Here is a 20,521-nt window from a genome sequence, read left to right as displayed (position 1 = left end):
CCTTGTTATTGATCCTTTGAGAGGGAAGTCTTGAAAATGTTGATGTATCTCGCAGCCGCAGCCGCGCCTAAGCCCGAGAACCCTTATGGGCTTATGGAAGCTCTGGAACAGGGTGGCACCATTGCCTGGACCGTGTTCATCATTCTGGTGGGCATGTCCGTCGGTACTTTTTATGTCCTGTTCACCAAGCTGATCGAACAGCAGAAGGTCATCAATCAGGGCAAGAAGGTTCGTGCGACCTTCTGGCGCGCCCCTTCCCTGAAGGAAGGCACCGCCAAGCTCGAAAAGAATTCGGCCTACAAGCAGATCGTCGATGACGGCATCAAGGCCCAGGAAGAACATACCAAGCTGACCGATCCCGTCGAAGCCCATGACTGGCTGCACGGCTCGCTCGCTCGTTCGGAAGCGTCGATCAACTCGAAGCTGGGTGGCGGTCTGGCCTTCCTCGCTACCGTCGGTTCGACCTCGCCGTTCATCGGCCTGTTCGGTACGGTTATCGGTATCTACCGCGCCCTCATCAAGATCGGCGCTGCCGGTCAGGCTTCGATCGATGCCGTTGCCGGCCCGGTCGGTGAAGCTCTGATCATGACCGCCCTGGGTCTGGCCGTCGCCGTTCCCGCGGTGCTCGCCTACAACTTCCTGCAGCGCCGCAACAAGTCGATCGCGGAACAGCTCAACGGCTTCACCGTCGATCTTCTGGCGCACCTGGTATCGAACGGCGCGGTACGCCCCTCGCTCGCTGCGGCCCCGGTAGCTCCTGCCGCCAAGCCCGCCACGGCTGCGACCAAGGCCTGATTGGGTCAAGCGCCGGTGGGAGACCGGCGGGCGGGCTGCGACCGCCATGGTTTCCCACCGGCCATGGGCCCCGAATGACGGGGCGCCATCGACACGCATGTTAGGAAATTATCAATGGCAATGAGTGTTGGCTCCGACGGCGGTGAAGAAAAGCCGATGTCCGACATCAACACGACGCCGCTCGTCGACGTCATGCTGGTGTTGCTCATCATCTTCCTTATCGCGGTCCCGGTCGTCGTCCAGACGGTTCAGCTGCAGCTCCCCAAGGTCGCGTTCGAGCCGACGACGACGAAGCCGGAAAATGTCTCCCTGTCGATCACGACGGGTGCCGATGGCAGCTGTGCGGTCTATTGGAACATGACCAAAGTATCTTCTGACGATCTGCTCAATCGCGCGGTCGCGAAGCTCGAAGCGGACATCAAGAAGGCGGGCGGTGTCGAGAATATGACACCTGAGGATCTGCCCGAAGTGCACATTCGCGGTGACATCAATACGCCCTATCGGTGTATTGGCGGCACGATCTACACGATGCAGCGCGCCGGTTTCCCGAGGGTCGGTTTCATCTCCGAACCCGAACCGGGTACGTCGGTTCAGCGGCTGTAAGTTTTTAGGAGTATCGCCTGATGGCAATGAGTGCCGGAACTGACGACGGCGAACCGATGATGGAAATGAACACGACGCCGCTTATCGACGTCATGCTCGTTCTCCTCATCATGTTCATCATCACGATCCCGATCCAGACCCACGCGGTCAAGATCGACCTGCCGCAGAATGCGCCGCCGACCGACAGCGTCATCGACCCTGTCAAGAACAAGGTTGCAATCGATGCTGGCGGCCTGATCACCTGGAACGGTTCGGCCATCGACCTGCTGACCCTGCGTCAGTATCTGCAGCAATCGCTGCGGTTGCCGGTTGAACCCGAACTGCAGTTCCAGCCGAATGCGGCGACGCGCTATGTGATCGTTGACCAGGTGCTTGCAGAAATCAAACGCGCGGGCGTGACGAAGCTGGGCTTCGTCGGCAACGAGCAATATGGTCAGTTCTGACGGCTGAACATGCCGCCACTGTTTGGCCGGGGATACGACTTCCCGTTTCCGGGCGTGGACAGGGTAGCATATCAGTATATATCGGACGCTGACCCAAGGGGCCGCTGATGCGGCCCCTTTTTCATTTGTGGCGACCCCATTCACCCTTTTTTCACCTAGGTGAGGGATTATCCTGTCGAGGATTGCGATGGGCATCATGGGCGCTGAATTTCAAATAGACGTCTCCTGGAATGACGGCCGCCGTGCCGAACGCCGCTCCGCGACTGTGTCCGTAAGGGTTCGGCGGCCCGGCGAAACCTGGTTCAGGAGCAAGGTCGCCGATCTCTCGGTCACCGGCTTCCGTCTGCAAAGCTTCATGAAATTGTCCAGAGGCGACAGCCTTTGGATCATGTTGCCAGGTTTTGAAGGCCGCCGCGCCCTGGTTCTGTGGACCAGCGGTCATGAAGCAGGATGCCGTTTTGAACGCCCGCTGCATCCGGCCATCCTGGATCACATCTTGCGTATCAGCCGATAGGCTGGGCCTATCTCCGGTCCGACGCTGACGCCCCCGAAGTCGGGTTTCAACTGACCGGAGCGTCCTGAAACTGAAGGCTGGCGAGCCTCGCGTAAAGCCCGCTTTCGGCCATCAGCGATGCATGGTTGCCCTGTTCCACCACACGGCCCTCATCCAGAACGACGATTCGGTCAGCCGCGCGCACGGTCGCCAGCCGGTGGGCGATGACGATCGTCGTGCGTCCCGTCATCAATCGCGCGAGCGCGTCCTGCACCAGCCGTTCGGATTCTGCGTCGAGCGCGGAAGTGGCTTCGTCCAGCAACAATATCCGGGCATCCCGTAGCAGCGCGCGCGCGATCGACAGGCGCTGCCTCTGTCCACCCGATAGACGCGCGCCGCCTTCGCCCAGATAGGTGTCCAGGCCCTCTGGGAGCGCCCTCAGGAAGCCTTCCGCATTGGCCGCGCGTGCCGCGTCCCATATTTCCTCGTCGCTCGCGTCCCATCGACCGAAGCGCAGATTGTCCCGCGCCGAAGCGGCAAAGATCACGCTGTCCTGCGGCACCATCGCCATCATGTCGCGCACCTGTGCAGGATCGCTTTCGGGCAGCGGAACGCCATTGAGCCTGACTACGCCTGAATCTGGATCATAAAAGCGAAGCGCCAACTGAATCAGCGTGGATTTGCCCGCGCCTGAAGGACCGACGACGGCAACAGTTTCGCCCGGCGCGATGTCGAGTGTCACGCCGTGCAGCGCCGCCTGGTCGGGTCGCGTCGGATAGCTGAAATGCACGTCATCAAACTGAAGCCGCGCGCCATGGGACAGCCGGGGCAGGGGGGTAGGCTGAGCGGGTGCCACGATCTGCGGGACTGCGGTCATAAGTTCATGCAGGCGGCTTGCCGCGCCCGCGCCGCGCAGCAAATCCCCCCATGTTTCGGAAAGCGCGCCGAATGCGCCCGCGACGAGGCCCCCGGTCAGAACGAAGGCGGCAATGCTGCCGCCCGACAGCCGCCCGGCGGCAACGTCCAGCGCGCCCTGCCACATGACCGCCGTGATCGACCCGAACACGATGGCGATGACTACCGCAGTCATTGCCGCCCGCAATATGATCCGGCGGCGGGCAGTAGCGAAACCTTCGCCCACGGCGGCGTCGAACCGTGCCGCTTCGCGGTCCTGTTGTCCGAATGCCTGGACGATCTTCATCGCGCCCAACACTTCGGCGGTGATGCTGCCGACCGCCGCCAGTCGGTCCTGACTGGCACGGGAAAGCTTTCGGACGCGCCTTCCCAGGCTGATCATCACCAGCAATATGATCGGAATGCCCAGCAGCAGCATTGCCGCCAGCTTGGGCGCCAGCGCGAAAAGATAGATCAGGCCACCAGTGCCCGTCACAATATTGCGCAGCGCCACCGATACGGTGGAGCCGACGATCTGGTCGATGATCGCCGTGTCCGCCGTCATCCGCGACGCGATTTCGGAAGGTCGGTTCTCTTCGAAAAAACGAGGTTCCAGCCGCAGCAAATTGGCTTGTGTCGCCGACCGGATATCGGCGACGACCCGCTCGCCCAACCACGACACGAAGTAAAAGCGCGCCGCCGTCGCCAGGGCCAGGATGATCACGATCAGGAAGAGATATTGGAACCAGCGGTCAATGTTGCCGCCACCCATGAAGCCGCGATCGATGACCAGTTTGAAACCGCTCGGGATCGCCAATGTCGCGGCGGACGAAACGATTAGCGCGCCGAGAGCCGCTGCGATGCGACCCGGATAGCGCGCCGCAAAGCGCCACAACATCCGCAGACTGCCAAGAGTGGACTGCGCGCCCGCGCGCGCCATGGGCTTTTCCGCATCTTCCATGCGGGGGCGCTTAGCAGCCCCCGGACCAACCCTCAACGAGGATCGGTGCTTCCCGGCGCGCGGGTGATCTTCTATTCAGCCAAGTCCAAGGGATCATGCGACGGCTTGCGGTTTTTCGCATAGGGCCGATATTTGCTCCCGTATATTCTCCTGACAGGGAACACCGATGACCCGCATAATTTCCGCGACTGTTGAACGCTGGCCGGTAGCGGGTGCCTTCATCATCAGCCGTGGTGCCAAGACATCGGTCGATGTCGTGACCTGCCTTGTCAGGGATGGCGAACTGTCCGGCCGGGGGGAAGGGACAGCCATCTATTATGAAGGGGAAACGGCGGAAGGCTGCGCGGCGGCGATCAATGCCTATGACGGGCCCTTGGACCGGGAAGTCTTGCTGGAAACCATGCCGCGCGGCGCGGCGCGCAATGCGCTCGATTGCGCGCTGTGGGATCTGGAGGCGAAGAAGGCGGGGTCGCCCGTATGGCAGCTCGCCGGGCTGGAACCACCCGCGCCCCTGTCTACCGCTTTCACCATCAGCCTCAACGATCCTGCCCAGATGGAAAGCGATGCGCGGGCGGCGGCGGGACGGGGCTTTGCCCTTCTCAAATGCAAGCTGACCGGGGAGGGCGATCTGGCCCGGATCGCCGCTGTCCGAGCGGGCGCTCCGCAGGCGCGGCTGATCGTTGATGCTAACGAGAGCTGGCACGACCTCGACATCGTCGGGCAGGCACTGGCACTGTCCCAACTGGGCGTCGAAATGGTGGAGCAGCCGATCGTCCATGGCCGCGAGGATCGCCTGGCGGGAATCTGCGCTCCCTTGCCGCTGTGCGCTGATGAAAGCTGCCACACCCGCGCCGATCTCGACCGGCTGGGGGATTTCGATGCGGTGAATATCAAGCTGGACAAGGCGGGTGGGCTGACCGAGGCACTGGCGCTGGCGCAGGAAGCACGCAGCCGGGGCTTTCGCATCATGGTGGGGTGCATGCTCGGCACGTCGCTGGGCATCGCGCCCGCCGCGCTGGTCGCGCAGGGGGCGGACTGGATCGACCTAGACGGCGCGCTGCTGTTGGCGAGTGACCGGGAGGGCGGCCTCGCCCTGCGCGACGGCCTGCTGCAGCCCGGCACCCTATGGGGAACGGGTCAGTAGCCCAGCGTCAGGCCAACGGCGTAATATTTGGGGCCGACATTCCCCTTCACCCGCAGCTTGGGCAACAGCGGCATGGCGATGGTGGCATAGGGGCGCGGGTCGTCGTCGCTGAAACGGACGCCTGCGCCAATGGTCGCGGCGGCGGGCAGCGTGTAGGTCGCCTCGACCCTGCCGTAGATCGACGTGTCGCCATCGTTCAGATAGACGCCGGCGCTGGGCGTCAGGCTGAACCCCGCCAGGTCGAATGCGTAGCCCGCACCCAGTTCAGCACCCCAATCGCCTTGCGCCCGCCCATAATTGACCTCCGCACCCAGCCCTCCGGCGTGGGCGGCAGGGGCGATCGCCAGCATCGCGACCGCCGCGCCGATGGCGAGTTTTTCCCGATAGAACATCATCTTATTTTCCCAGCCAGAATTCAGTGCCTTCCCTGAATCCAGGGCGTCCCCGGGGCAAGCGGAGGCAGGATAAGCCGAATCGAAAATGGGTTCAGGTGAGCCGACGGGCCGCGCCGTCGACGTGGATCTGTTCGGGATAGGGCATGATGGTGCTGCCATCGGGCGCGGCGGTGAAGCTGGTCTGGGTGGGATAGGCAAACTCTATGCCTTCCGCCTTGAACCGCTTCCATATCGCCAACCCCACCCGATGACGCGACAGGAAATAATCGTGCAGGTCAGGATCGGGCACGTCGAAGTTCAGCTCATAATCCAGCGAACTGGCGCCAAATCGCACTAGCCCGGCATTGATGAACAGGAACCCTTCCGCCTCCACTATCTGCCGCAGCATATCGGGAATCGCGTCGGCCTTTTCGTCGGATGTCTGGTAGATGATGCCAAGGCCAAAGGTCACGCGCCGCTGCGCCAGGGTCTGCAGGCTGGTAATCTCCTTCTGCAGCAGATTCGCGTTGGAAATGACCTTCTTTTCCCCGGACATGGCGCGCAGACGCGTGGATTTGAGGCCAATGCGCTCGACCCGCGCGGTGGTCTGGTCGTAGGTGATCACTTCCCCCCGGCGGAACGGCTTGTCGAAGATAATCGACAGGGCGGCGAACAGGTCGGAAAATATGCCCTGCGCCGCCAGGCCGATGGCGATGCCGCCAATGCCCAGGCCCGCCACCAGGCCAGTGACGTTGACGCCCAGATTGTCCAGCACGACGACGGTGGCGATGGCGAACAGGGCAAAGGTCACCAGCAGCCGGATCAGCCCCATCGCGTTGGCCAGGGTTTCGCCATGCCCATCTTCGGCCGATGTCCTGCGTTCGACCAAGCCCAGGATGATCTCGCGCGCCCAGATTGCGGCCTGGAACACGGCGGCTATGGTGAAGAGAAAGCTGATCGTCTTGAACGCAAGCTCAGGCGGATTGGCGTAGCTGACGACCAGTCGGGCTGCGACCATGACCATGAAGAAATGGTTGGTCCGCGCGATGGCGCGACCGGCGACATGCGATAGCCCCAGCGCGTCGCCGGGCCTGCCGATCATGCGTTTACCAAATCCCCGCAAGGCCGCAATCGCCAGGTAGATTAGGACCGCCGCCCCGACCGCGAACAGGATTTGCAGCGAATGGACGCTGAGCCATTCGGTGGTTGAACGCCACATCTCCGCCAGGTCTCGTGGGCGCGCTGTCATGTCGATTGGCACGGGCTCTTTTATCGCGGTCATGAACATTCCTGCATTGGCGAGCGGTCAGGCCGCCACGGCGAGCGCGGACGTTCCGCCGCACTCGTCCAGAAAAGCGATCAATCCGCGTTCGTAACGGGTCAGATAGCGCGTGCTGCGCGGCAAGCGAAGCCCCTCTCGCCATTCATCCTGTCCCGACTTGCAAAGTTCGATCAGGGCGGGGTGGATATAGCTTTTGCGGCTGATCGCAGGCGTATTGCCCAGCGCTTGCGCAACGGGGGCAATCATCTGGTTCAAGGACACAGGTCCCGACGCCAGCGTTTCAAAGGCGACGGTGGACGCCCCCCAGGTGCGGAAATGCTTGGCCGTGAAATCACCGCCCATTGCGTCGGCGATATAGGCGTTGACGTCGCCTGAGCTGATCGGCCGCGCAACGCCGTCTTCATCCAGATATTGGAACAAATGCTGCCCCGGCAAATCCTGCATCGCCCGCACGAATCGCAACAGTCGTCGATCGGTGATGGTCAGGTCATGTTCGCGGCCCGACTTTGCGCGATAGCGCAACCGCATCCGCTGGCCTTTCAGGTCAAGGTGGCGGCGGCGCAGCGTCGTCGCGCCGAAACTCTTGTTCGCGGCGGCATATTGCTCATTGCCCACCCTCACCTTGGCGAGGTCGAGCAGGCGCACCACTGCGGCCAAAGTGCGTTCCTTGCGTAAGCCACGGGTGGACAGGTCCGCCTCGATCCGGGCGCGCAGCTTGGGCAGCGCCCGCCCGAATGCTGCGCAGCCGCCATATTTTTCCGCCTCACGCGCGGCGCGAAACTCAGGATGGTAGCGATATTGCTTGCGCCGCCGGTCGTCATAGCCGGTGGCCTGGATATGGCCGTTGGGTTTCAGGCAGAACCAGCAGTCGCGATAGGCGGGCGGCATCCCGACAGCGTTCAGCCGGTCAATCTCTTCGCGGTCGGTGATGCGGGCACCATCGGGCAGATAATAGGCCCAGCCGCGCTTCAGCGCCCGGCGCGAAATTCCTGGCAGGCTGTCATTGGCATGGACGATGCGGCGATGGGGCATTGGGCTCCTTCTCAGGCGAAGGAAACCCTTATTTTCGCGCTTCGTTCCGTTCCGCGCGGCGCGTGGCGGCGATGGTCAGGGCCGCGATAGCAACGACCGAAAGGCGCGCGCACCGCCAGCGATCCGCCAATGCTGCGGCTGGCGGCGAATGACGGACAGATGGGCCAGCGCAAGGGTCGCCGCCAGCGCGCCTGCCGGGATCACCCAGCGCGCGCTTTCCGGATGAAACAGCGCGGCCAGGAATGCCGCCGTGGCTATTGCGGTAGCAATCATCGTCGACCGCATTTCGCCATCGGGACCGCGCATCCAGAAAACGCAGCCGGTCATCCCGATGGCAAAGGCGACGGCAAAACGGCTTGCCTGTCCGGGTTCGCTCAAACCACATCCGATGATCAGCAGCAGGATCAGCCCCGCCAGCCCTGGGCGCGGCAAGCGACCCAGCAGGTTCGCGCCGATGGGGTAGATCAGCAGTTCGCCCAATATCACCGCGGTCAGGATCGATCCTGCCAACGCCGCCTGTTCCGGCCCGGCGATGACGGCGACGACCGCCGTCCCCGCCCATGGCACCATGCGTGCGGGCGCCATGCGGATGTGGCTCGCCCAGCCGCGAAGCCCGGCGCGCGCGTCCCACCGGCGGTCGGCCAGCCGCAACTGAAAGGCGGCAATGATGAACAGCGCTTCGACGCCCCAGGGCAGGGCGCTCGACCCGATCATCGGCGACGCCAGCACCAGGCCCAGCAGCAGACCGTGGGCCATGCCCAGAATGCGCAATTCTCCTCTCATCACACTCCCCCTCGTGCCGGCCGCAACGGGCCGAATGGCGATAATTGCTGGCGCGCCGCTGCCCGGCGCTTGCGGGTCAAATAGGTGTCCAGCCCGATCTGAAGCGCCAGCATCATGAAAATGAACGGCTGGTAGGCAATGCCGACAAATAGCGACCCCACCATGTAGATGACATGCCCCTGTTGCAGCGCCAGCGCGAAAGGAGCGACCCAGGCTTCGGCTGGGCCATCGCGATTGCGATAGAGCCGACGGATCGATTCGGTCCTGATGAAGCAGATGAGGTGCAGCAACGCCCAGACCGCAAAGCCGAAATAGCCCTGCTCGCCCAGCATTTCGAAATAGGCGCTGTGATAGGCGCGGCCCTTGTCGGTGACCAGGCGGCGCTCCACGCGCGACCCGCCGCTGTCGATCACGCGTTCCTGCGTGAAATAGGTAAAGCTGTTCTGCAGATAATTGTCGAAGCCGCCGCCGCCGGGATGCTCCTTCACATAGTCGAGCGTCCACTTCCACACGGCGAGACGCGTCGCAGCGCTTTCATCGCCCTGGTGGTTTTCGATTGTCGACATGCGCTGGGTGAAGCTGGCCGGCAGGAAGGGGATGGCGGCAAGCGCGGCGACAGCCAATAATGGGCCATAGACGAAGCGCCGCTTCGACCGCATCAACATCATGCCCGCCAGGATGACGATGCAGACAAGGCCGGTGCGCGCTTCCGTGCCGATCGGCATCAGCAGGCAGGCCAGGCAGAGCGCATAGGCGAAACCGCGCACGCGCCAGTCGGGCGGAAAGATCGTCCCATGTTTCGCAAGCCAGAGGAGGAGCGGGATCAGCGATATGGCGACGCAGGAAATGATGCTGCCTTCGTAAAGGCCGCTATTATTGTCGACCATCAGGTTCAGCACGCCGTATCCGCCGCCCGACAGCGCGGTCTTCATGCCGCCGTTGATGATGATTGTGCTGGCACATAGCACCATGAACAGCGCCAGCGCCTCCAGCCGCAGCCGGGTTCGCAGCGTCAACGGCAGGAAGATCGCAAAGATCATCGCCTTCCACACCCATTCCCACTTTGTCTGGGCATTCAGCGGGAAATCGGCCGTCGCGGTGGTATAGCCGCACCAGGCGAGCAGGATCAGCAGCAACAGTTGCCGCATGGAAAAGCGGCAGTCCGCTTTCTTGTCCACCAGCAGCCACGTTCCGACTGCCAGCGCAAAGGCGATGGCGGAAATGGGTATGCTGTTCAGCAGGAAATAGGAAAGCCGCTGCGGCGACACGATGTCGATATAGGCATAGACCGCGACCAGCAGGAAAGGGCGGCGCAGGCCCAGCAGAAAGAATGCGCCCAGGAAGGCGACGAAGAACAGGTCACGCATCGGGGGCCTGCTCCTGCGCGGATTCGTCATCCAGATCGGCGCGCGACAGCAGGCGCCATGCGGCCAACATGATCACGCTATGGCTGACCAGTAGGGAAAGGGCGTCGATCATCGCGTGCGAGTGTGGTCCAGGGCCATGCCCCTTTCCCTACAGCGGCAGAGTTGACGGGCCGTTAAACCTTTTCCGGCACAACATTACTCATGACTCGGATACTCCACGTGCTCGATCACAGCCTGCCGATGCACAGCGGCTACACCTTTCGCACCCGTGCGATCCTGCGCGCCCAAATGGCGAAAGGATGGGACGTGCGCGGCATCACGGGCCGCCGCCACGGTGCGCCGGGGCCGATGGAGGAGGTCGTCGACGGCCTGCGCTTTCACCGCACGCCGGGCGATGCCGCGACCGGCAATCCGCTGTTGCGCGAATGGCGCGACATAGCGGCTCATACAGATGTCATCGAATCGCTGGTTGCTCAGTGGCGACCGGACATCATCCACGCCCACAGCCCGGTGCTGAACGCCATCGCTGCCCAGCGCGTGGCGAAGCGGCACGACATCCCCATGCTCTATGAAATCCGCGCCTTTTGGGAAGATGCGGCGGTCGGCAACGGCACCGGGACGGAGGGAAGCCCCCGCTACTGGCTGACGCGCCAACTGGAAACGCATGCCGTCCGCGCCGCCGATGCGGTTGCGGTCATTTGCGAAGGGCTGCGCGCCGACCTGCTTGCGCGGGGTGTCGATGCAGACAAGATCATCGTGTCGCCCAATGGCGTCGACATGGACCAGTTTGGCGATCCGTTGCCGCGCGATCCGGCCCTGACCGCCCGGCTGGGGCTGGAAGGCGCGGACGTGGTCGGCTTCATCGGCAGTTTCTACGATTATGAAGGGCTGGATCACCTGATAGCCGCGATGCCGCGACTCGTGCGGTTGCGGCCCAAGGTCAAGCTGCTGCTGGTCGGTGGCGGCCCATGCGAACAGGCTCTGCGCGACCAGGCCATGGCGTCGCCCTTTGCGGACCATATCCTGTTTGTTGGCCGGGTGCCGCACGATCAGGTCGAACATTATTATGCGCAGGTCGACATCCTTGCCTATCCGCGCAAGGCGATGCGCCTGACGGAACTGGTGACGCCGCTCAAGCCGCTGGAAGCGATGGCGCAGGGCCGCCTCGTCGCAGCATCGAACGTGGGCGGGCATCGCGAATTGATTGAGGATGGCGTTACCGGCGCCTTGTTCACGCCGGGCGACCCCGCCTCCATCGCAACGACATTGGGGGGCATGTTCGCCGACCGCGGATTCTGGGCCGAACGGCGCGCAACCGCCCGCGCCTTTGTCGAGCGCGAGCGTAACTGGTCGTCAAATATTCTGCGTTATGAGCCGGTCTATCAGCGGCTGCTCGCCATCCCCCACCGCCTGCGCGCGGCGGCGTGAATGGCTGTGCCGATGGCGATTCGATCCAGCCGCACGTTCCTGCCCGCCGCGCTGGGCGGGCTTGTCGCGGCACTGGTCCTTCTGGCGATGCCGGTCGGCCTGGTGGAAACGATCGTGGCGTCGAGCGGGCTGAGTGAAGCCTGGCCTGCCGCCGCGCCGCCACTGGGGTTGAAGGCGCGGCTGCTGATCGCCGGATTCGGCGCGCTGATGGTGATGGGATTTGCTTGGGTAGGGCGCGGCAGCGTCTCGACGCCTCTTTTACAGGATTATGGACGCCGGGATGGCGTTCGGGGAGTGAGTGACATGGGTTTTGCATTGTCGAAGCTGGGCTGGCTTTCGCGGGGCCGGAATATCAGGCCGAGCGGTGGACGCCCCGCCCTGCGCCGCGCGGACGCCCACCCGGACGCACCGGCGCGCACGCCGATTTTCGCGAGCCGCGACTTTGACGGGCTGGATATCTTCCCCCGCATCGCACCCGCTCGCGTGGAAGCCCCTGAACCGGTGGAGGCGGCGGAGCAGCCTGTCGTCGTCACCCTGCCTCTCCCGCCAACGCAGCAGGCGCTGGCCCCGGATGTGTCGGATGCCGAATTTGAAGAGGTGGTTGAGGTTGCAGAACCGGCGGCCCCTGCCGAAACCTTTGCAGAGACGGCTCGCCCCATGTCGGCCCCCCGCGCGGAGCCGATGACCCTTGCCGACCTGACGGCCCGCCTCGAACGAGGCCTCGCCCAGCGCGAACGCCATGCGCCCGCCGGACGAGGCGTGATCGCGGACATGCCGGTCGAACAGGCCATCCCCGTGCGCGATCGCGTGGAGGATGAAGTCGACCAGGCACTGCGCGCTGCCCTGGGCACGCTGCGCGCCATGGCGGGGCGCACCCGCTAACCGCCCGCGCCCTCACCAGTCCTCGATGGTCAGGGCGGACAGCTCTATCCACTCGTCCTGCGGTGTCGATCGCTGTTCATCTATGCTGATGTCAGCGACGAAATGGCCGGGCAGCGTCCACTCGGCCTCTTCCAGCCCGGCGTCAAAGCGCACGCGCCGCTCCCGCGCATCTACGCCAGTCAGCCGCAGAGCCACGACATGACGGCGCCCTTCAAACAGCGCGCTGGCCCAAGGGCGGCTGGTCGCGCGCTCGACGGTCACCGGCTCGCCCGCACGCGCCACCAACTGTGCAAGAAGCCGGGGCAATGGGTCGCGGCTGCCTATCCTCTTCGCTTCATTTGGGACCAAATTGTCCAGCCGTCGGACGATATCCATGCTTGTCATTGACCGGCGCTCCTGCGATACGTGTTCATGAAATGTTCTATCCGTCTCTTTATCCGTTCGCCCGGCTCGCGGCCCTGACGAAGATCGAAGACCAAGCGCGGGTCGCGTACGCTTTCGCGGCCAAAACGCGTGGGTGGAACGCCAAACTCCCGCATGAATTTTTCAACGGTGCGGATCAGCATGGCCTTCTTTCTCCTCATTCGGTTCGATTCGCCCGCTGCGATTCGACAGGTGCATTCCTATCTGAAAACCTATTTCCTACTTGTCTAGGAAAAATCCTATCATTATGGATGAGACATGGTCGGTAATGGACAAGATCCTCGCGTCGTGCTGGAACGGCTCATCGCTGAGCGGGGGGAGAATTATGCCGACCTCTCCCGGCTGCTGAAGCGCAATCCCGCCTACATTCAGCAATTTATCAAGCGCGGCACGCCCCGTAAGCTGGACGAAGAGGACCGGCGCGTCCTTGCCCGCTATTTCGGCGTGGCCGAACAATTACTGGGTGGTGGATCAGTGGCGGAGCCCATCCGCCGGTCCCGCGCCCTGCCCGCCGTGGTCACCATCCCGCGCCTTTCGCTGGGCGCGTCCGCTGGCCCTGGAACATTGGACGAAGATGAACGGGCGACCGGCGCAATGGCTTTCGACGCCAATTGGCTGCGGCATCTGGGCGTCCGCCCGCAACGCGTCTCCATCATCCGGGTGGACGGGGAATCGATGGCCCCGACGCTCAACGATGGCGACGAAATCATGGTCGACCATGACGATGATGGCGCGCGGATGCGCGACGGCGTCTATGTGCTGCGGCTGGATGGCGTGCTGATGGTAAAGCGCATCGCGCTCGGGCCGCGGCGGGGTGTCTTCAGCATACTCAGCGACAACGCCCATTATCCCGACTGGATCGACATTGATCCGGCGCTGGTCGCTATTGTTGGCCGGGTGGTGTGGACCGGCCGCCGCCTCGGCTAGCTTGGCGCTGCGGCAGCGCGCGCCTATTTACGGGCGGCAGGAGACATGCGGGTGAATGACAATGACGCGGTGATCCGCAAGGCGATGGAATGGCGTGGCGCGCCCATGGCGCTTGCGACAGTCATTTTCACCTGGGGTTCGGCACCTCGCCCCCGTGGCAGCCATATGATCATCCACCAGGACGGTCGCTTCGAAGGCAGCATTTCTGGCGGCTGCGTCGAATCGGACATTCTGCAACGCGCAGAGGAAGTCATCGCCGGACGGCCCGGCCATCTCGCTTGCTATGGCGTGGCCGATGGCGATGCATGGGCCGTTGGGTTGCCCTGCGGTGGAGAGATTCGTGTGCTGGTGCAGCCGGTCGGAAAGGAAGGTTTTGCGCCGACATTATTCGATCGCATCATCGCGGCGAGCGACGCGGGCAGGGCACTCACCTTGTCCACCGACCTCGACTCCGCCATCACCCGCGAAGGAGTGATCGAGGGCCAATTCCACAATCGCTATGATCCGCCCCGCCGCCTGCTGATCGTGGGCGCGGTTCAGATCGCCCAGTCCTTAAGCGCACTGGCCCAGGCCATCGGCGTCACACCGGTCGTCATCGATCCACGCGGGCGTTTCCTGACCGAAGAGCGGTTTCCCGGCATTGCATTGGACGATCGCTGGCCTGACGAGGCGATCGACGCCTATCGTCCGGGCGAGTCCACCGCCGTGGTGACGCTTAGCCACGACATCAAGATTGACGACCCCGCGCTCGCCGCCGCGCTGCGGGCGCCTACCGGCTATGTCGCCGCCCTGGGATCGCGCAAAAGCCATGCCGCTCGGCTCGAACGGCTGAGCGCCATGGGCTTTTCCTCCGCCGACCTTTCACGGATTGACGGACCCGCCGGGCTGAACATCGGCGCAGTGGGGCCAGCGGAGATCGCCCTGTCGATCGCGGCGGGCATGATCGCGGGGTTCAACGCCAGGGGCTGACTCTCAGCAGCACTTGCCGCCGTTCCGACCGCCATAGCGCGCCTCCTGCCGCTCCCGAAAAAACTGTGTGCGGTCCATTGCAGGCTGGCCGGGATGGTGGTTGCGCATATGGGCCAGATAGGCGTCATAATCGGGCATGCCGACCATCATCGCGGCGATGCGCCGCATCCGGGGGAGCCAGGCGCTCATTCCGCTGCCACCAGTTGCGCCGGGATTTCCCTGGCGGTGGGTTGGGCGTCCCGCCTTGCGGACAGGCAGGAGCGGATGGTGAAGAACAGCACCGACAGCACTACCGCCAAAAACAGCGCAACTAGGCCAGCGTCCACCCGATCGTTGAAGATGATCTGCCGCATTTCCGCCATCGACTTGGCGGGGGCCAGCACATCGCCCTTGTCCGCAGCCGCGCTGAACCGGTCGGCATGGGCAAGGAACCCGACCTTGGGATCGGCGGAAAACAGCTTCAACAGCCCCGCTGACAGGGTGCAGATGAGCAGCCAGACGGTCGGCACAATCGTGACCCAGGCATAGCGTTCCCGCTTCATGCGGAACAGCACCGCCGTCGCCAGCATCAGCGCGATGGCCGCCAGCATCTGGTTGGAAATGCCGAACACTGGCCATAGCGTGTTAACGCCGCCCAGCGGATCGGTGACCCCCTGATACAGGAAAAACCCCCAGGCCGCGACCGTCAGCGCGGTCGCGACCAGGCCGGGCAATAGGGAAGCCGTTTCCTTGAAGGCCGGCACCACCAGCCCGATCAGGTCCTGCAGCATGAATCGTCCGGCGCGCGTGCCCGCATCCACCGCAGTCAGGATGAACAGCGCTTCAAACAGGATCGCGAAATGATACCAGAATGCCTTCATCGCGGGTCCGCCCACCACATGGGAGAAAATCTCCGCCATCGCCACCGCCAGTGTCGGCGCGCCGCCGGTGCGCGAAATGATCGTATGTTCGCCAACGTCCCTGGCCGTCTGGGCGATGACGTCAGGCGCGATGGGAAAGCCCATTGCCGTCACGGCTGCCGCCGCGCTGGCGGCGTCGGTGCCGATCACCGCAGCCGGGCTGTTCATGGTGAAATAGATGCCGGGGTCGAGGATCGAAGCACCGACCAGCGCCATGATTGCGACAAAGGCTTCCATCAGCATCGCGCCATAGCCGATGATCGGCGCATCGCTTTCCCGCGCGATCAGCTTGGGCGTGGTCCCGCTCGCGATCAGCGCGTGAAAGCCCGACACCGCCCCGCAGGCGATGGTGATGAACAGGAAGGGGAACAGGCCGCCCGACCAGACCGGGCCGTTGCCGTTCACAAACTGCGTCACCGCATGCATTTTGAGCGGCGGGGCCATGATGACGATGCCAATCGCCAGCGCGGCAATCGCGCCGATCTTGAGGAAGGTCGACAGATAATCGCGCGGCGCGAGCAACAGCCACACCGGCAGCACCGACGCCACCGCGCCATAGCCGATCAGGATCCAGCAAAGCTGCAACGGGGTGAAGGTGAAGACCGGTCCCCAAAAGGACGATGCCGCGATGGATTGGCCGTAAACGATCGCCGCCAGCAACCCGACCAGCCCGATCAGCGACACTTCGCCGATCCGCCCCGGTCTGATCCAACGGGTATAGGCACCCATGAACATCGCCAGTGGCACGGTCGCCGCGACGGTGAACATGCCCCACGGGCTTTCGGCGAGCGCCTTCACCACGATCAGCGCCAGCACGGCCAGGATGATGACCATGATCATGAAGGCACCGAACAGCGCGATCGTGCCCGCCACCTGACCCATTTCCATGCGGATGAGTTCGCCCAGCGACTTGCCGTCCCGGCGCATGGAGATGAACAGGACCATGAAATCCTGCACCGCGCCTGCCAGCACCACGCCCGCGATGATCCAGATCGTGCCCGGCAAATAGCCCATCTGCGCCGCGAGGACCGGGCCGACCAAAGGCCCTGCGCCTGCGATGGCCGCGAAATGATGACCGAACAGCACCACCCTGTCCGTGGTCACATAATCCAGCCCGTCGGCGCGCCGCACGGCGGGGGTGGGGCGGCCATCGTCCAACCGCATCACGACCCGACCGATGTAGAGCGCATAATAGCGGTAGGCGACCAGGAAGCTGCTGATCGCGGCAACCACGATCCACAGCGCGTTGACGGCCTCACCACGGGACAGGGCGACCACCGACAAAGCAGCCGCGCCGACGATCGCTATCAAGATCCAGGGTATGTGCCGGGTCATCGCTCTCTCAACCTGTGTCGGATTGGCCCGGCACAGTAAGGCTCTGGCTTCCAAACACAATCATCCGGCTCAGCCGACCCGAAAAAAGGGCCAGCGTGGCGCGGACCCGCCCTTAGCCCTGCGTCACGCTTTCCAGAACCGCCGCGCGCAACTCGGCTATGCCCATGCCCTTTTCGCTCGACGTCAGGATGATGTCGGGATGAGCGGCGGGACGCTTGCGGATGGCGTCGGCTGTCGCCTGCGTCACCTCTGCCAGATGGCTGGCCTTCACCTTGTCCGCCTTGGTCATCACGATGCGATAGCTGACGGCGGCCCCATCCAGCATGTTGAAAATGTCGGTGTCGACATCCTTGATGCCGTGGCGGCTGTCGATCAGCACCAGCGTGCGTTTCAGCTTGGCGCGGCCACGCAGATAATCATTCACCAGAAACTGCCATTTGCGCACAATGTCTTTGGGTGCGCGCGCATAGCCATAGCCCGGCATGTCCACCAGCCGGAACCGCAGCGGATCGCCTACGTCGAAAAAGTTCAGTTCCTGCGTCCGGCCCGGCGTGTTCGATGTGCGGGCAAGGCCGTTGCGGCCGGTCAGCGCGTTCAGCAGGGACGATTTGCCCACATTCGACCGGCCCGCGAACGCCACTTCGTTGACGGACATGTCCGGCAGGAATTTGAGGTCGGGCGCAGATTTGAGGAAGGTGATCGGTCCGGCAAAAACCTTGCGCGCTTCCTCTATCAGGTCAGCCTGTTCCTGCTCGTTCACCTGGTCTCGCCTTATTTCGCGGCTGCCGTGCTCAGCACGGGGTGGCGTTTGTACAGCCACCATTGCTGCAGCATCGACAGACAGTTGTTGGTGATCCAGTAGACCAGCAGCCCTGCGGCAAAGGGTGCCATGATGAACATCATCATCCACGGCATGATTGAAAAGATCTGCTGCTGCATCGGGTCCATCTGGGCCGGGTTCAGCTTGAATTGCAACCACATCGAAATGCCCAGCAGCAGCGCCAGCACGCCAATCGCCAGGAAGGACGGCGGCGTGAAGGGCAGCAGGCCGAACAGATTGAGAATGTGCAGCGGATCGGGCGCGGACAGATCCTGAATCCACAGGACGAAAGGCTGGTGGCGCATTTCGATCGTCAGCTGCAGCACCTTGTACAGCGCGAAGAAGATCGGAATCTGGATGAAGATGGGCAGACAGCCGGCGAGGGGGTTCACCTTCTCCCGCTTGTAAAGCTCCATCATCTCCTGCTGCAACTTGGGCTTATCGTCCTTATGCTTTTCCTGCAGCGCCTTCATCTTGGGCTGTACCGCGCGCATCGCTGCCATGCTGGCAAATTGGCGCTGGGCGACAGGGAACATCAGCGCCCGGACGACGAAGGTCAGGCAGATGATGGCGACGCCGAAATTGCCGATATGTTCGAACAGCCAGTGCAGCAATGCGAAGATCGGCTTTTCAAACCAGTAGAACCAGCCCCAGTCGATCGCGCGGTCGAACAGCGGAACGCCTGCGTCCTGATAGGCTTCCAGCGTTTTCACTTCCTTTGCGCCCACAAACAGGCGCGCGGTCTGCGTGATCGCCTTGCCAGGGGCCAGCACGGTGGGCTGCAAGCTGTAATCCGCCTGATATTGAGTGCCTGCGCCTTTGCGGAATTGCCCACTAATGGCGGTGTTCTGATCGGGTATCAGCGCGGACAGCCAATATTTGTCCGTAAAGCCCAGCCAGCCGCCCGTGGATTGGAAGCTCTGCGTCGATGGACCCTCATCCAGATCTTTATAGTTGACGTCGTAATTGGCCGCGCCGTTGAACACGCCCATCGGCCCGATATGGATCGTCCATGTGTCGGGATCGTGCGGAATGCCCATCCGGCTGACATAGCCATAAGGCTTCACGCTCACCACGCCCGCGCCGCTGTTCGATACCTTCTGCTGGGCCGTGATCATGTAATTCTGGTCGACGGTGAAGCGGATTTCGAAATTCTGGCCCGCGCCATTGTTCCAGCGCAGCGTGACCGGGCTGGTGGGCGTCAACTCTGTGCCCTGGGCCGTCCACACGCTGCTGGCGTCGGGCAGCTGCAACCCTTCGCCCTGCCAGCCGAACCCGGCGAACGCCGCGTCCTTCGTCCCCGACGGGCTGTAAAGCCGGACGGCGGGTGAGTTTTTCGCAATTGTTTCGCCATAGGTCGGCAGCACGATGTCGTCGATGCGCGCGCCCTTCAGGTTGATCGATCCGGTCAACTTGGGCGTGCGGATCGGCACGCGCGGGCTTTCCTGCAGCACCAGATTGCGGTCGCGGATGGCCGAAGGGCTGTCTGCCGTCGGGTCGGCACCCGGCTTGGGCAGCGGCTTGGTCTTGCCGCCTTCGATCTTCGTGGCGGGCGGATTGGCCGCCGGAAAGAAATGATTGGCGATATAGGGCCAGCCGAACAGGATCGCCGCGGTCAGCAGCACCGCCAGAATGATATTCTTCTTGTCGTCCACGATTGTCGGCTCCGCCGTATTGAAATCGATATTATGGAACCGGATCGTAACCCGAACCGCCCCATGGGTGGCATCGCATTAGCCGCTTCGTTGCCAGCCAGCTACCCTTGACCGCACCATATTTACGGAGCGCCTGAATCGCATATTCCGAACAGGATGGAGCATAGCGGCAAGTGGGCGGCAGGATGCGGGAAGGGCCAAGCTGCCAGATGCGAGCGACCAGGATGAGGATGCGAGAGATCATCGCTGTTCCGGCCCGTTTCCCGATGCCGGAGCGGCCACGGTTCCGCTCTTGCCATCAGCTGCATCCCTGGCGCTGGCGGCATTCCTGCGTGGTCCGCGAGCATCGCCCGCAGGTCGCGACATCACCTTGCGCAGCGCCTTTTCCAGCTCTGACCGGAGCAGCGCAAAGTCGCGCTCCACGCCGTCGTTCCGCCCGATCAGCACATGATCCGCGCCAGCCACGCCATGGATGGGGAGAAGTTCCCGCGCCAGAACGCGAAAACGGCGCTTCATCCGGTTACGAACGACAGCGCCGCCAATCTTTTTTGTGACCGTGATGCCGATACGCATCGCCGGATCGCCATCGCCGCGTTCGCGCACCAGCAGGACAAAACCCGGCATGGGTGCACGCCGTCCGCGATTCGCCGCCAGAAAATCGGCGCGCCGGCCTAAAATAGCAGGCGCGCGCGTCGGCGGCGCGTCGTTCAGGCGCTCAGGCTCTTGCGGCCACGGGCGCGACGGGCGCGCAGCACAGTGCGGCCACCGGGGGTCGCCATGCGAGCGCGGAAACCGTGACGGCGCTTCCGAACCAGATTGCTCGGCTGATAGGTGCGCTTCATCGTTCATTCCTCAAAGCAAACGTAAAAATCGGGCGTGACAAAAAAGGGCCGCAACGGGGCAGCCGCATGTCAGGGGGCGTCCGATAGGCAAAAGGCGACCTTGAGTCAATGGCGCTGGCGGCGGCGATAGTCGCTTTTCGCAAGGCTTCCAGGGACGGCCATTCGCCGCC

Annotated in this window: 24 protein-coding genes; 9 read left to right on the top strand and 15 right to left on the bottom strand. The window is 63.3% G+C overall.

Annotation, left to right across the window (positions count from 1 at the left end):
• The first annotated feature begins 36 nt into the window (after positions 1–36).
• The 4 genes from FHS54_RS12090 to FHS54_RS12075 all read left to right on the top strand — a co-directional run bounded on the left by FHS54_RS12090 (position 37) and on the right by FHS54_RS12075 (position 2,355).
• Positions 37–795: a MotA/TolQ/ExbB proton channel family protein gene (locus FHS54_RS12090; RefSeq protein ID WP_208404893.1), complete on the top strand. Its 759-nt coding sequence runs from the start codon at positions 37–39 to the stop codon at positions 793–795.
• A gap of 114 nt (positions 796–909) precedes the next feature.
• Positions 910–1,398 (top strand): ExbD/TolR family protein, encoded by a 489-nt coding sequence (locus tag FHS54_RS12085; protein WP_167304053.1) that lies wholly within the window; start codon positions 910–912, stop codon positions 1,396–1,398.
• A 20-nt stretch (positions 1,399–1,418) separates the two neighbouring features.
• Entirely contained in the window at positions 1,419–1,841 is a 423-nt protein-coding gene (locus tag FHS54_RS12080) for an ExbD/TolR family protein (protein ID WP_167304052.1), read from the top strand.
• 196 nt (positions 1,842–2,037) lie between these two features.
• Positions 2,038–2,355, top strand: coding sequence for a PilZ domain-containing protein (locus FHS54_RS12075; protein WP_167304454.1), 318 nt, complete (start codon positions 2,038–2,040; stop codon positions 2,353–2,355).
• A 46-nt stretch (positions 2,356–2,401) separates the two neighbouring features.
• On the opposite strand, the gene FHS54_RS12070 is transcribed toward FHS54_RS12075, so the two are convergent.
• Positions 2,402–4,189 (bottom strand): ABC transporter transmembrane domain-containing protein, encoded by a 1,788-nt coding sequence (locus FHS54_RS12070; RefSeq protein WP_167304051.1) that lies wholly within the window; start codon positions 4,187–4,189, stop codon positions 2,402–2,404.
• 166 nt (positions 4,190–4,355) lie between these two features.
• Between FHS54_RS12070 and dgcA the strand changes: the two genes are divergently transcribed.
• A complete protein-coding gene (gene dgcA, locus FHS54_RS12065) occupies positions 4,356–5,333 on the top strand; it encodes an N-acetyl-D-Glu racemase DgcA (RefSeq protein WP_167304050.1) in 978 nt (325 codons plus the stop codon).
• Here dgcA and FHS54_RS12060 read toward each other — a convergent pair.
• From FHS54_RS12060 to FHS54_RS12040, 5 genes are all read right to left on the bottom strand, one after another.
• Complete coding sequence (locus tag FHS54_RS12060) at positions 5,327–5,725, bottom strand: hypothetical protein (protein WP_167304452.1); 399 nt, start codon at positions 5,723–5,725, stop codon at positions 5,327–5,329. The two genes, dgcA and FHS54_RS12060, sit on opposite strands and share 7 nt — an antisense overlap.
• Positions 5,726–5,819: 94 nt before the next feature.
• A complete protein-coding gene (locus tag FHS54_RS12055; RefSeq protein ID WP_167304049.1) occupies positions 5,820–6,989 on the bottom strand; it encodes a mechanosensitive ion channel family protein in 1,170 nt (389 codons plus the stop codon).
• 24 nt (positions 6,990–7,013) lie between these two features.
• A complete protein-coding gene (locus FHS54_RS12050) occupies positions 7,014–8,021 on the bottom strand; it encodes a DNA topoisomerase IB (protein WP_167304048.1) in 1,008 nt (335 codons plus the stop codon).
• A gap of 75 nt (positions 8,022–8,096) precedes the next feature.
• The gene (locus FHS54_RS12045; protein ID WP_167304047.1) at positions 8,097–8,804 is read right to left on the bottom strand and encodes a hypothetical protein; all 708 of its coding nucleotides are present in this window, start codon (positions 8,802–8,804) and stop codon (positions 8,097–8,099) included.
• A complete protein-coding gene (locus FHS54_RS12040) occupies positions 8,804–10,171 on the bottom strand; it encodes a putative O-glycosylation ligase, exosortase A system-associated (RefSeq protein WP_167304046.1) in 1,368 nt (455 codons plus the stop codon). Before FHS54_RS12040 ends, FHS54_RS12045 begins: the two co-directional genes overlap by 1 nt.
• Positions 10,172–10,372: 201 nt before the next feature.
• Here FHS54_RS12040 and FHS54_RS12035 point away from each other — a divergent pair, with 201 nt between their 5' ends.
• Together FHS54_RS12035 and FHS54_RS12030 are read left to right on the top strand one after the other, a co-directional pair.
• Positions 10,373–11,599, top strand: a complete 1,227-nt coding sequence (locus tag FHS54_RS12035; RefSeq protein WP_167304045.1) for a TIGR04063 family PEP-CTERM/XrtA system glycosyltransferase — start codon at positions 10,373–10,375, stop codon at positions 11,597–11,599.
• Between the two features lie 12 nt (positions 11,600–11,611).
• On the top strand, positions 11,612–12,481 hold the full coding sequence (locus FHS54_RS12030) for a hypothetical protein (protein ID WP_167304044.1): 870 nt from the start codon (positions 11,612–11,614) through the stop codon (positions 12,479–12,481).
• A gap of 12 nt (positions 12,482–12,493) precedes the next feature.
• Here FHS54_RS12030 and FHS54_RS12025 read toward each other — a convergent pair whose 3' ends face one another.
• Together FHS54_RS12025 and FHS54_RS12020 are read right to left on the bottom strand one after the other, a co-directional pair.
• Positions 12,494–12,865 carry a hypothetical protein gene (locus FHS54_RS12025; RefSeq protein ID WP_167304043.1) on the bottom strand — a complete coding sequence of 124 codons (372 nt, stop codon included), beginning with the start codon at positions 12,863–12,865 and terminating at the stop codon, positions 12,494–12,496.
• Positions 12,862–13,047: a hypothetical protein gene (locus FHS54_RS12020; RefSeq protein WP_167304042.1), complete on the bottom strand. Its 186-nt coding sequence runs from the start codon at positions 13,045–13,047 to the stop codon at positions 12,862–12,864. Before FHS54_RS12020 ends, FHS54_RS12025 begins: the two co-directional genes overlap by 4 nt.
• 115 nt (positions 13,048–13,162) lie before the next feature.
• Between FHS54_RS12020 and FHS54_RS12015 the strand changes: the two genes are divergently transcribed.
• Both FHS54_RS12015 and FHS54_RS12010 read left to right on the top strand, forming a co-directional pair.
• Positions 13,163–13,831, top strand: coding sequence for a S24 family peptidase (locus FHS54_RS12015; protein WP_167304041.1), 669 nt, complete (start codon positions 13,163–13,165; stop codon positions 13,829–13,831).
• Positions 13,832–13,882: 51 nt separating this feature from the next.
• On the top strand, positions 13,883–14,800 hold the full coding sequence (locus tag FHS54_RS12010) for an XdhC family protein (protein WP_167304040.1): 918 nt from the start codon (positions 13,883–13,885) through the stop codon (positions 14,798–14,800).
• Positions 14,801–14,803: 3 nt separating this feature from the next.
• On the opposite strand, the gene FHS54_RS12005 is transcribed toward FHS54_RS12010, so the two are convergent.
• From FHS54_RS12005 to rpmH, 7 genes are all read right to left on the bottom strand, one after another.
• Positions 14,804–14,989, bottom strand: coding sequence for a YbdD/YjiX family protein (locus FHS54_RS12005; protein ID WP_167304039.1), 186 nt, complete (start codon positions 14,987–14,989; stop codon positions 14,804–14,806).
• On the bottom strand, positions 14,986–17,034 hold the full coding sequence (locus FHS54_RS12000) for a carbon starvation CstA family protein (RefSeq protein WP_167304038.1): 2,049 nt from the start codon (positions 17,032–17,034) through the stop codon (positions 14,986–14,988). The genes FHS54_RS12005 and FHS54_RS12000 overlap by 4 nt, the downstream gene beginning before the upstream one ends.
• 112 nt (positions 17,035–17,146) lie before the next feature.
• Positions 17,147–17,794 carry a ribosome biogenesis GTP-binding protein YihA/YsxC gene (gene yihA, locus FHS54_RS11995; RefSeq protein ID WP_167304037.1) on the bottom strand — a complete coding sequence of 216 codons (648 nt, stop codon included), beginning with the start codon at positions 17,792–17,794 and terminating at the stop codon, positions 17,147–17,149.
• Between the two features lie 11 nt (positions 17,795–17,805).
• Positions 17,806–19,509: a membrane protein insertase YidC gene (yidC, locus tag FHS54_RS11990; protein ID WP_167304036.1), complete on the bottom strand. Its 1,704-nt coding sequence runs from the start codon at positions 19,507–19,509 to the stop codon at positions 17,806–17,808.
• Positions 19,510–19,540: 31 nt separating this feature from the next.
• On the bottom strand, positions 19,541–19,753 hold the full coding sequence (yidD, locus tag FHS54_RS11985) for a membrane protein insertion efficiency factor YidD (protein ID WP_167304035.1): 213 nt from the start codon (positions 19,751–19,753) through the stop codon (positions 19,541–19,543).
• Positions 19,750–20,133, bottom strand: coding sequence for a ribonuclease P protein component (gene rnpA / locus FHS54_RS11980; protein ID WP_243855739.1), 384 nt, complete (start codon positions 20,131–20,133; stop codon positions 19,750–19,752). The genes yidD and rnpA overlap by 4 nt, the downstream gene beginning before the upstream one ends.
• Positions 20,134–20,216: 83 nt before the next feature.
• Complete coding sequence (gene rpmH, locus FHS54_RS11975) at positions 20,217–20,351, bottom strand: 50S ribosomal protein L34 (protein ID WP_167304034.1); 135 nt, start codon at positions 20,349–20,351, stop codon at positions 20,217–20,219.
• Positions 20,352–20,521 lie beyond the last annotated feature (170 nt).

The organism is Sphingobium vermicomposti, assembly GCF_011762025.1.
Classification (GTDB): Bacteria; Pseudomonadota; Alphaproteobacteria; order Sphingomonadales; family Sphingomonadaceae; genus Sphingobium; species Sphingobium vermicomposti.
Note: the sequence above shows the minus strand (reverse complement) of the source record. Positions and strands in the feature narration are given on the sequence as shown.

Coding starts and splice junctions, on each gene's coding strand:
- FHS54_RS12000 (WP_167304038.1), bottom strand. CDS start 17,034: ATGACCCGGCACATACCCTGGATCTTGATAGCGATCGTCGGCGCGGCT.
- rnpA (WP_243855739.1), bottom strand. CDS start 20,133: ATGCCGGGTTTTGTCCTGCTGGTGCGCGAACGCGGCGATGGCGATCCG.
- FHS54_RS12085 (WP_167304053.1), top strand. CDS start 910: ATGGCAATGAGTGTTGGCTCCGACGGCGGTGAAGAAAAGCCGATGTCC.
- FHS54_RS12030 (WP_167304044.1), top strand. CDS start 11,612: ATGGCGATTCGATCCAGCCGCACGTTCCTGCCCGCCGCGCTGGGCGGG.
- FHS54_RS12080 (WP_167304052.1), top strand. CDS start 1,419: ATGGCAATGAGTGCCGGAACTGACGACGGCGAACCGATGATGGAAATG.
- rpmH (WP_167304034.1), bottom strand. CDS start 20,351: ATGAAGCGCACCTATCAGCCGAGCAATCTGGTTCGGAAGCGCCGTCAC.
- FHS54_RS12020 (WP_167304042.1), bottom strand. CDS start 13,047: ATGCTGATCCGCACCGTTGAAAAATTCATGCGGGAGTTTGGCGTTCCA.
- FHS54_RS12040 (WP_167304046.1), bottom strand. CDS start 10,171: ATGCGTGACCTGTTCTTCGTCGCCTTCCTGGGCGCATTCTTTCTGCTG.
- FHS54_RS12090 (WP_208404893.1), top strand. CDS start 37: ATGTTGATGTATCTCGCAGCCGCAGCCGCGCCTAAGCCCGAGAACCCT.
- dgcA (WP_167304050.1), top strand. CDS start 4,356: ATGACCCGCATAATTTCCGCGACTGTTGAACGCTGGCCGGTAGCGGGT.
- FHS54_RS12005 (WP_167304039.1), bottom strand. CDS start 14,989: ATGAGCGCCTGGCTCCCCCGGATGCGGCGCATCGCCGCGATGATGGTC.
- yidD (WP_167304035.1), bottom strand. CDS start 19,753: ATGATCTCTCGCATCCTCATCCTGGTCGCTCGCATCTGGCAGCTTGGC.
- FHS54_RS12035 (WP_167304045.1), top strand. CDS start 10,373: ATGACTCGGATACTCCACGTGCTCGATCACAGCCTGCCGATGCACAGC.
- FHS54_RS12025 (WP_167304043.1), bottom strand. CDS start 12,865: ATGACAAGCATGGATATCGTCCGACGGCTGGACAATTTGGTCCCAAAT.
- FHS54_RS12055 (WP_167304049.1), bottom strand. CDS start 6,989: ATGACCGCGATAAAAGAGCCCGTGCCAATCGACATGACAGCGCGCCCA.
- FHS54_RS12015 (WP_167304041.1), top strand. CDS start 13,163: ATGGTCGGTAATGGACAAGATCCTCGCGTCGTGCTGGAACGGCTCATC.
- FHS54_RS12050 (WP_167304048.1), bottom strand. CDS start 8,021: ATGCCCCATCGCCGCATCGTCCATGCCAATGACAGCCTGCCAGGAATT.
- FHS54_RS12060 (WP_167304452.1), bottom strand. CDS start 5,725: ATGTTCTATCGGGAAAAACTCGCCATCGGCGCGGCGGTCGCGATGCTG.
- FHS54_RS12075 (WP_167304454.1), top strand. CDS start 2,038: ATGGGCGCTGAATTTCAAATAGACGTCTCCTGGAATGACGGCCGCCGT.
- FHS54_RS12045 (WP_167304047.1), bottom strand. CDS start 8,804: ATGAGAGGAGAATTGCGCATTCTGGGCATGGCCCACGGTCTGCTGCTG.
- FHS54_RS12070 (WP_167304051.1), bottom strand. CDS start 4,189: ATGGAAGATGCGGAAAAGCCCATGGCGCGCGCGGGCGCGCAGTCCACT.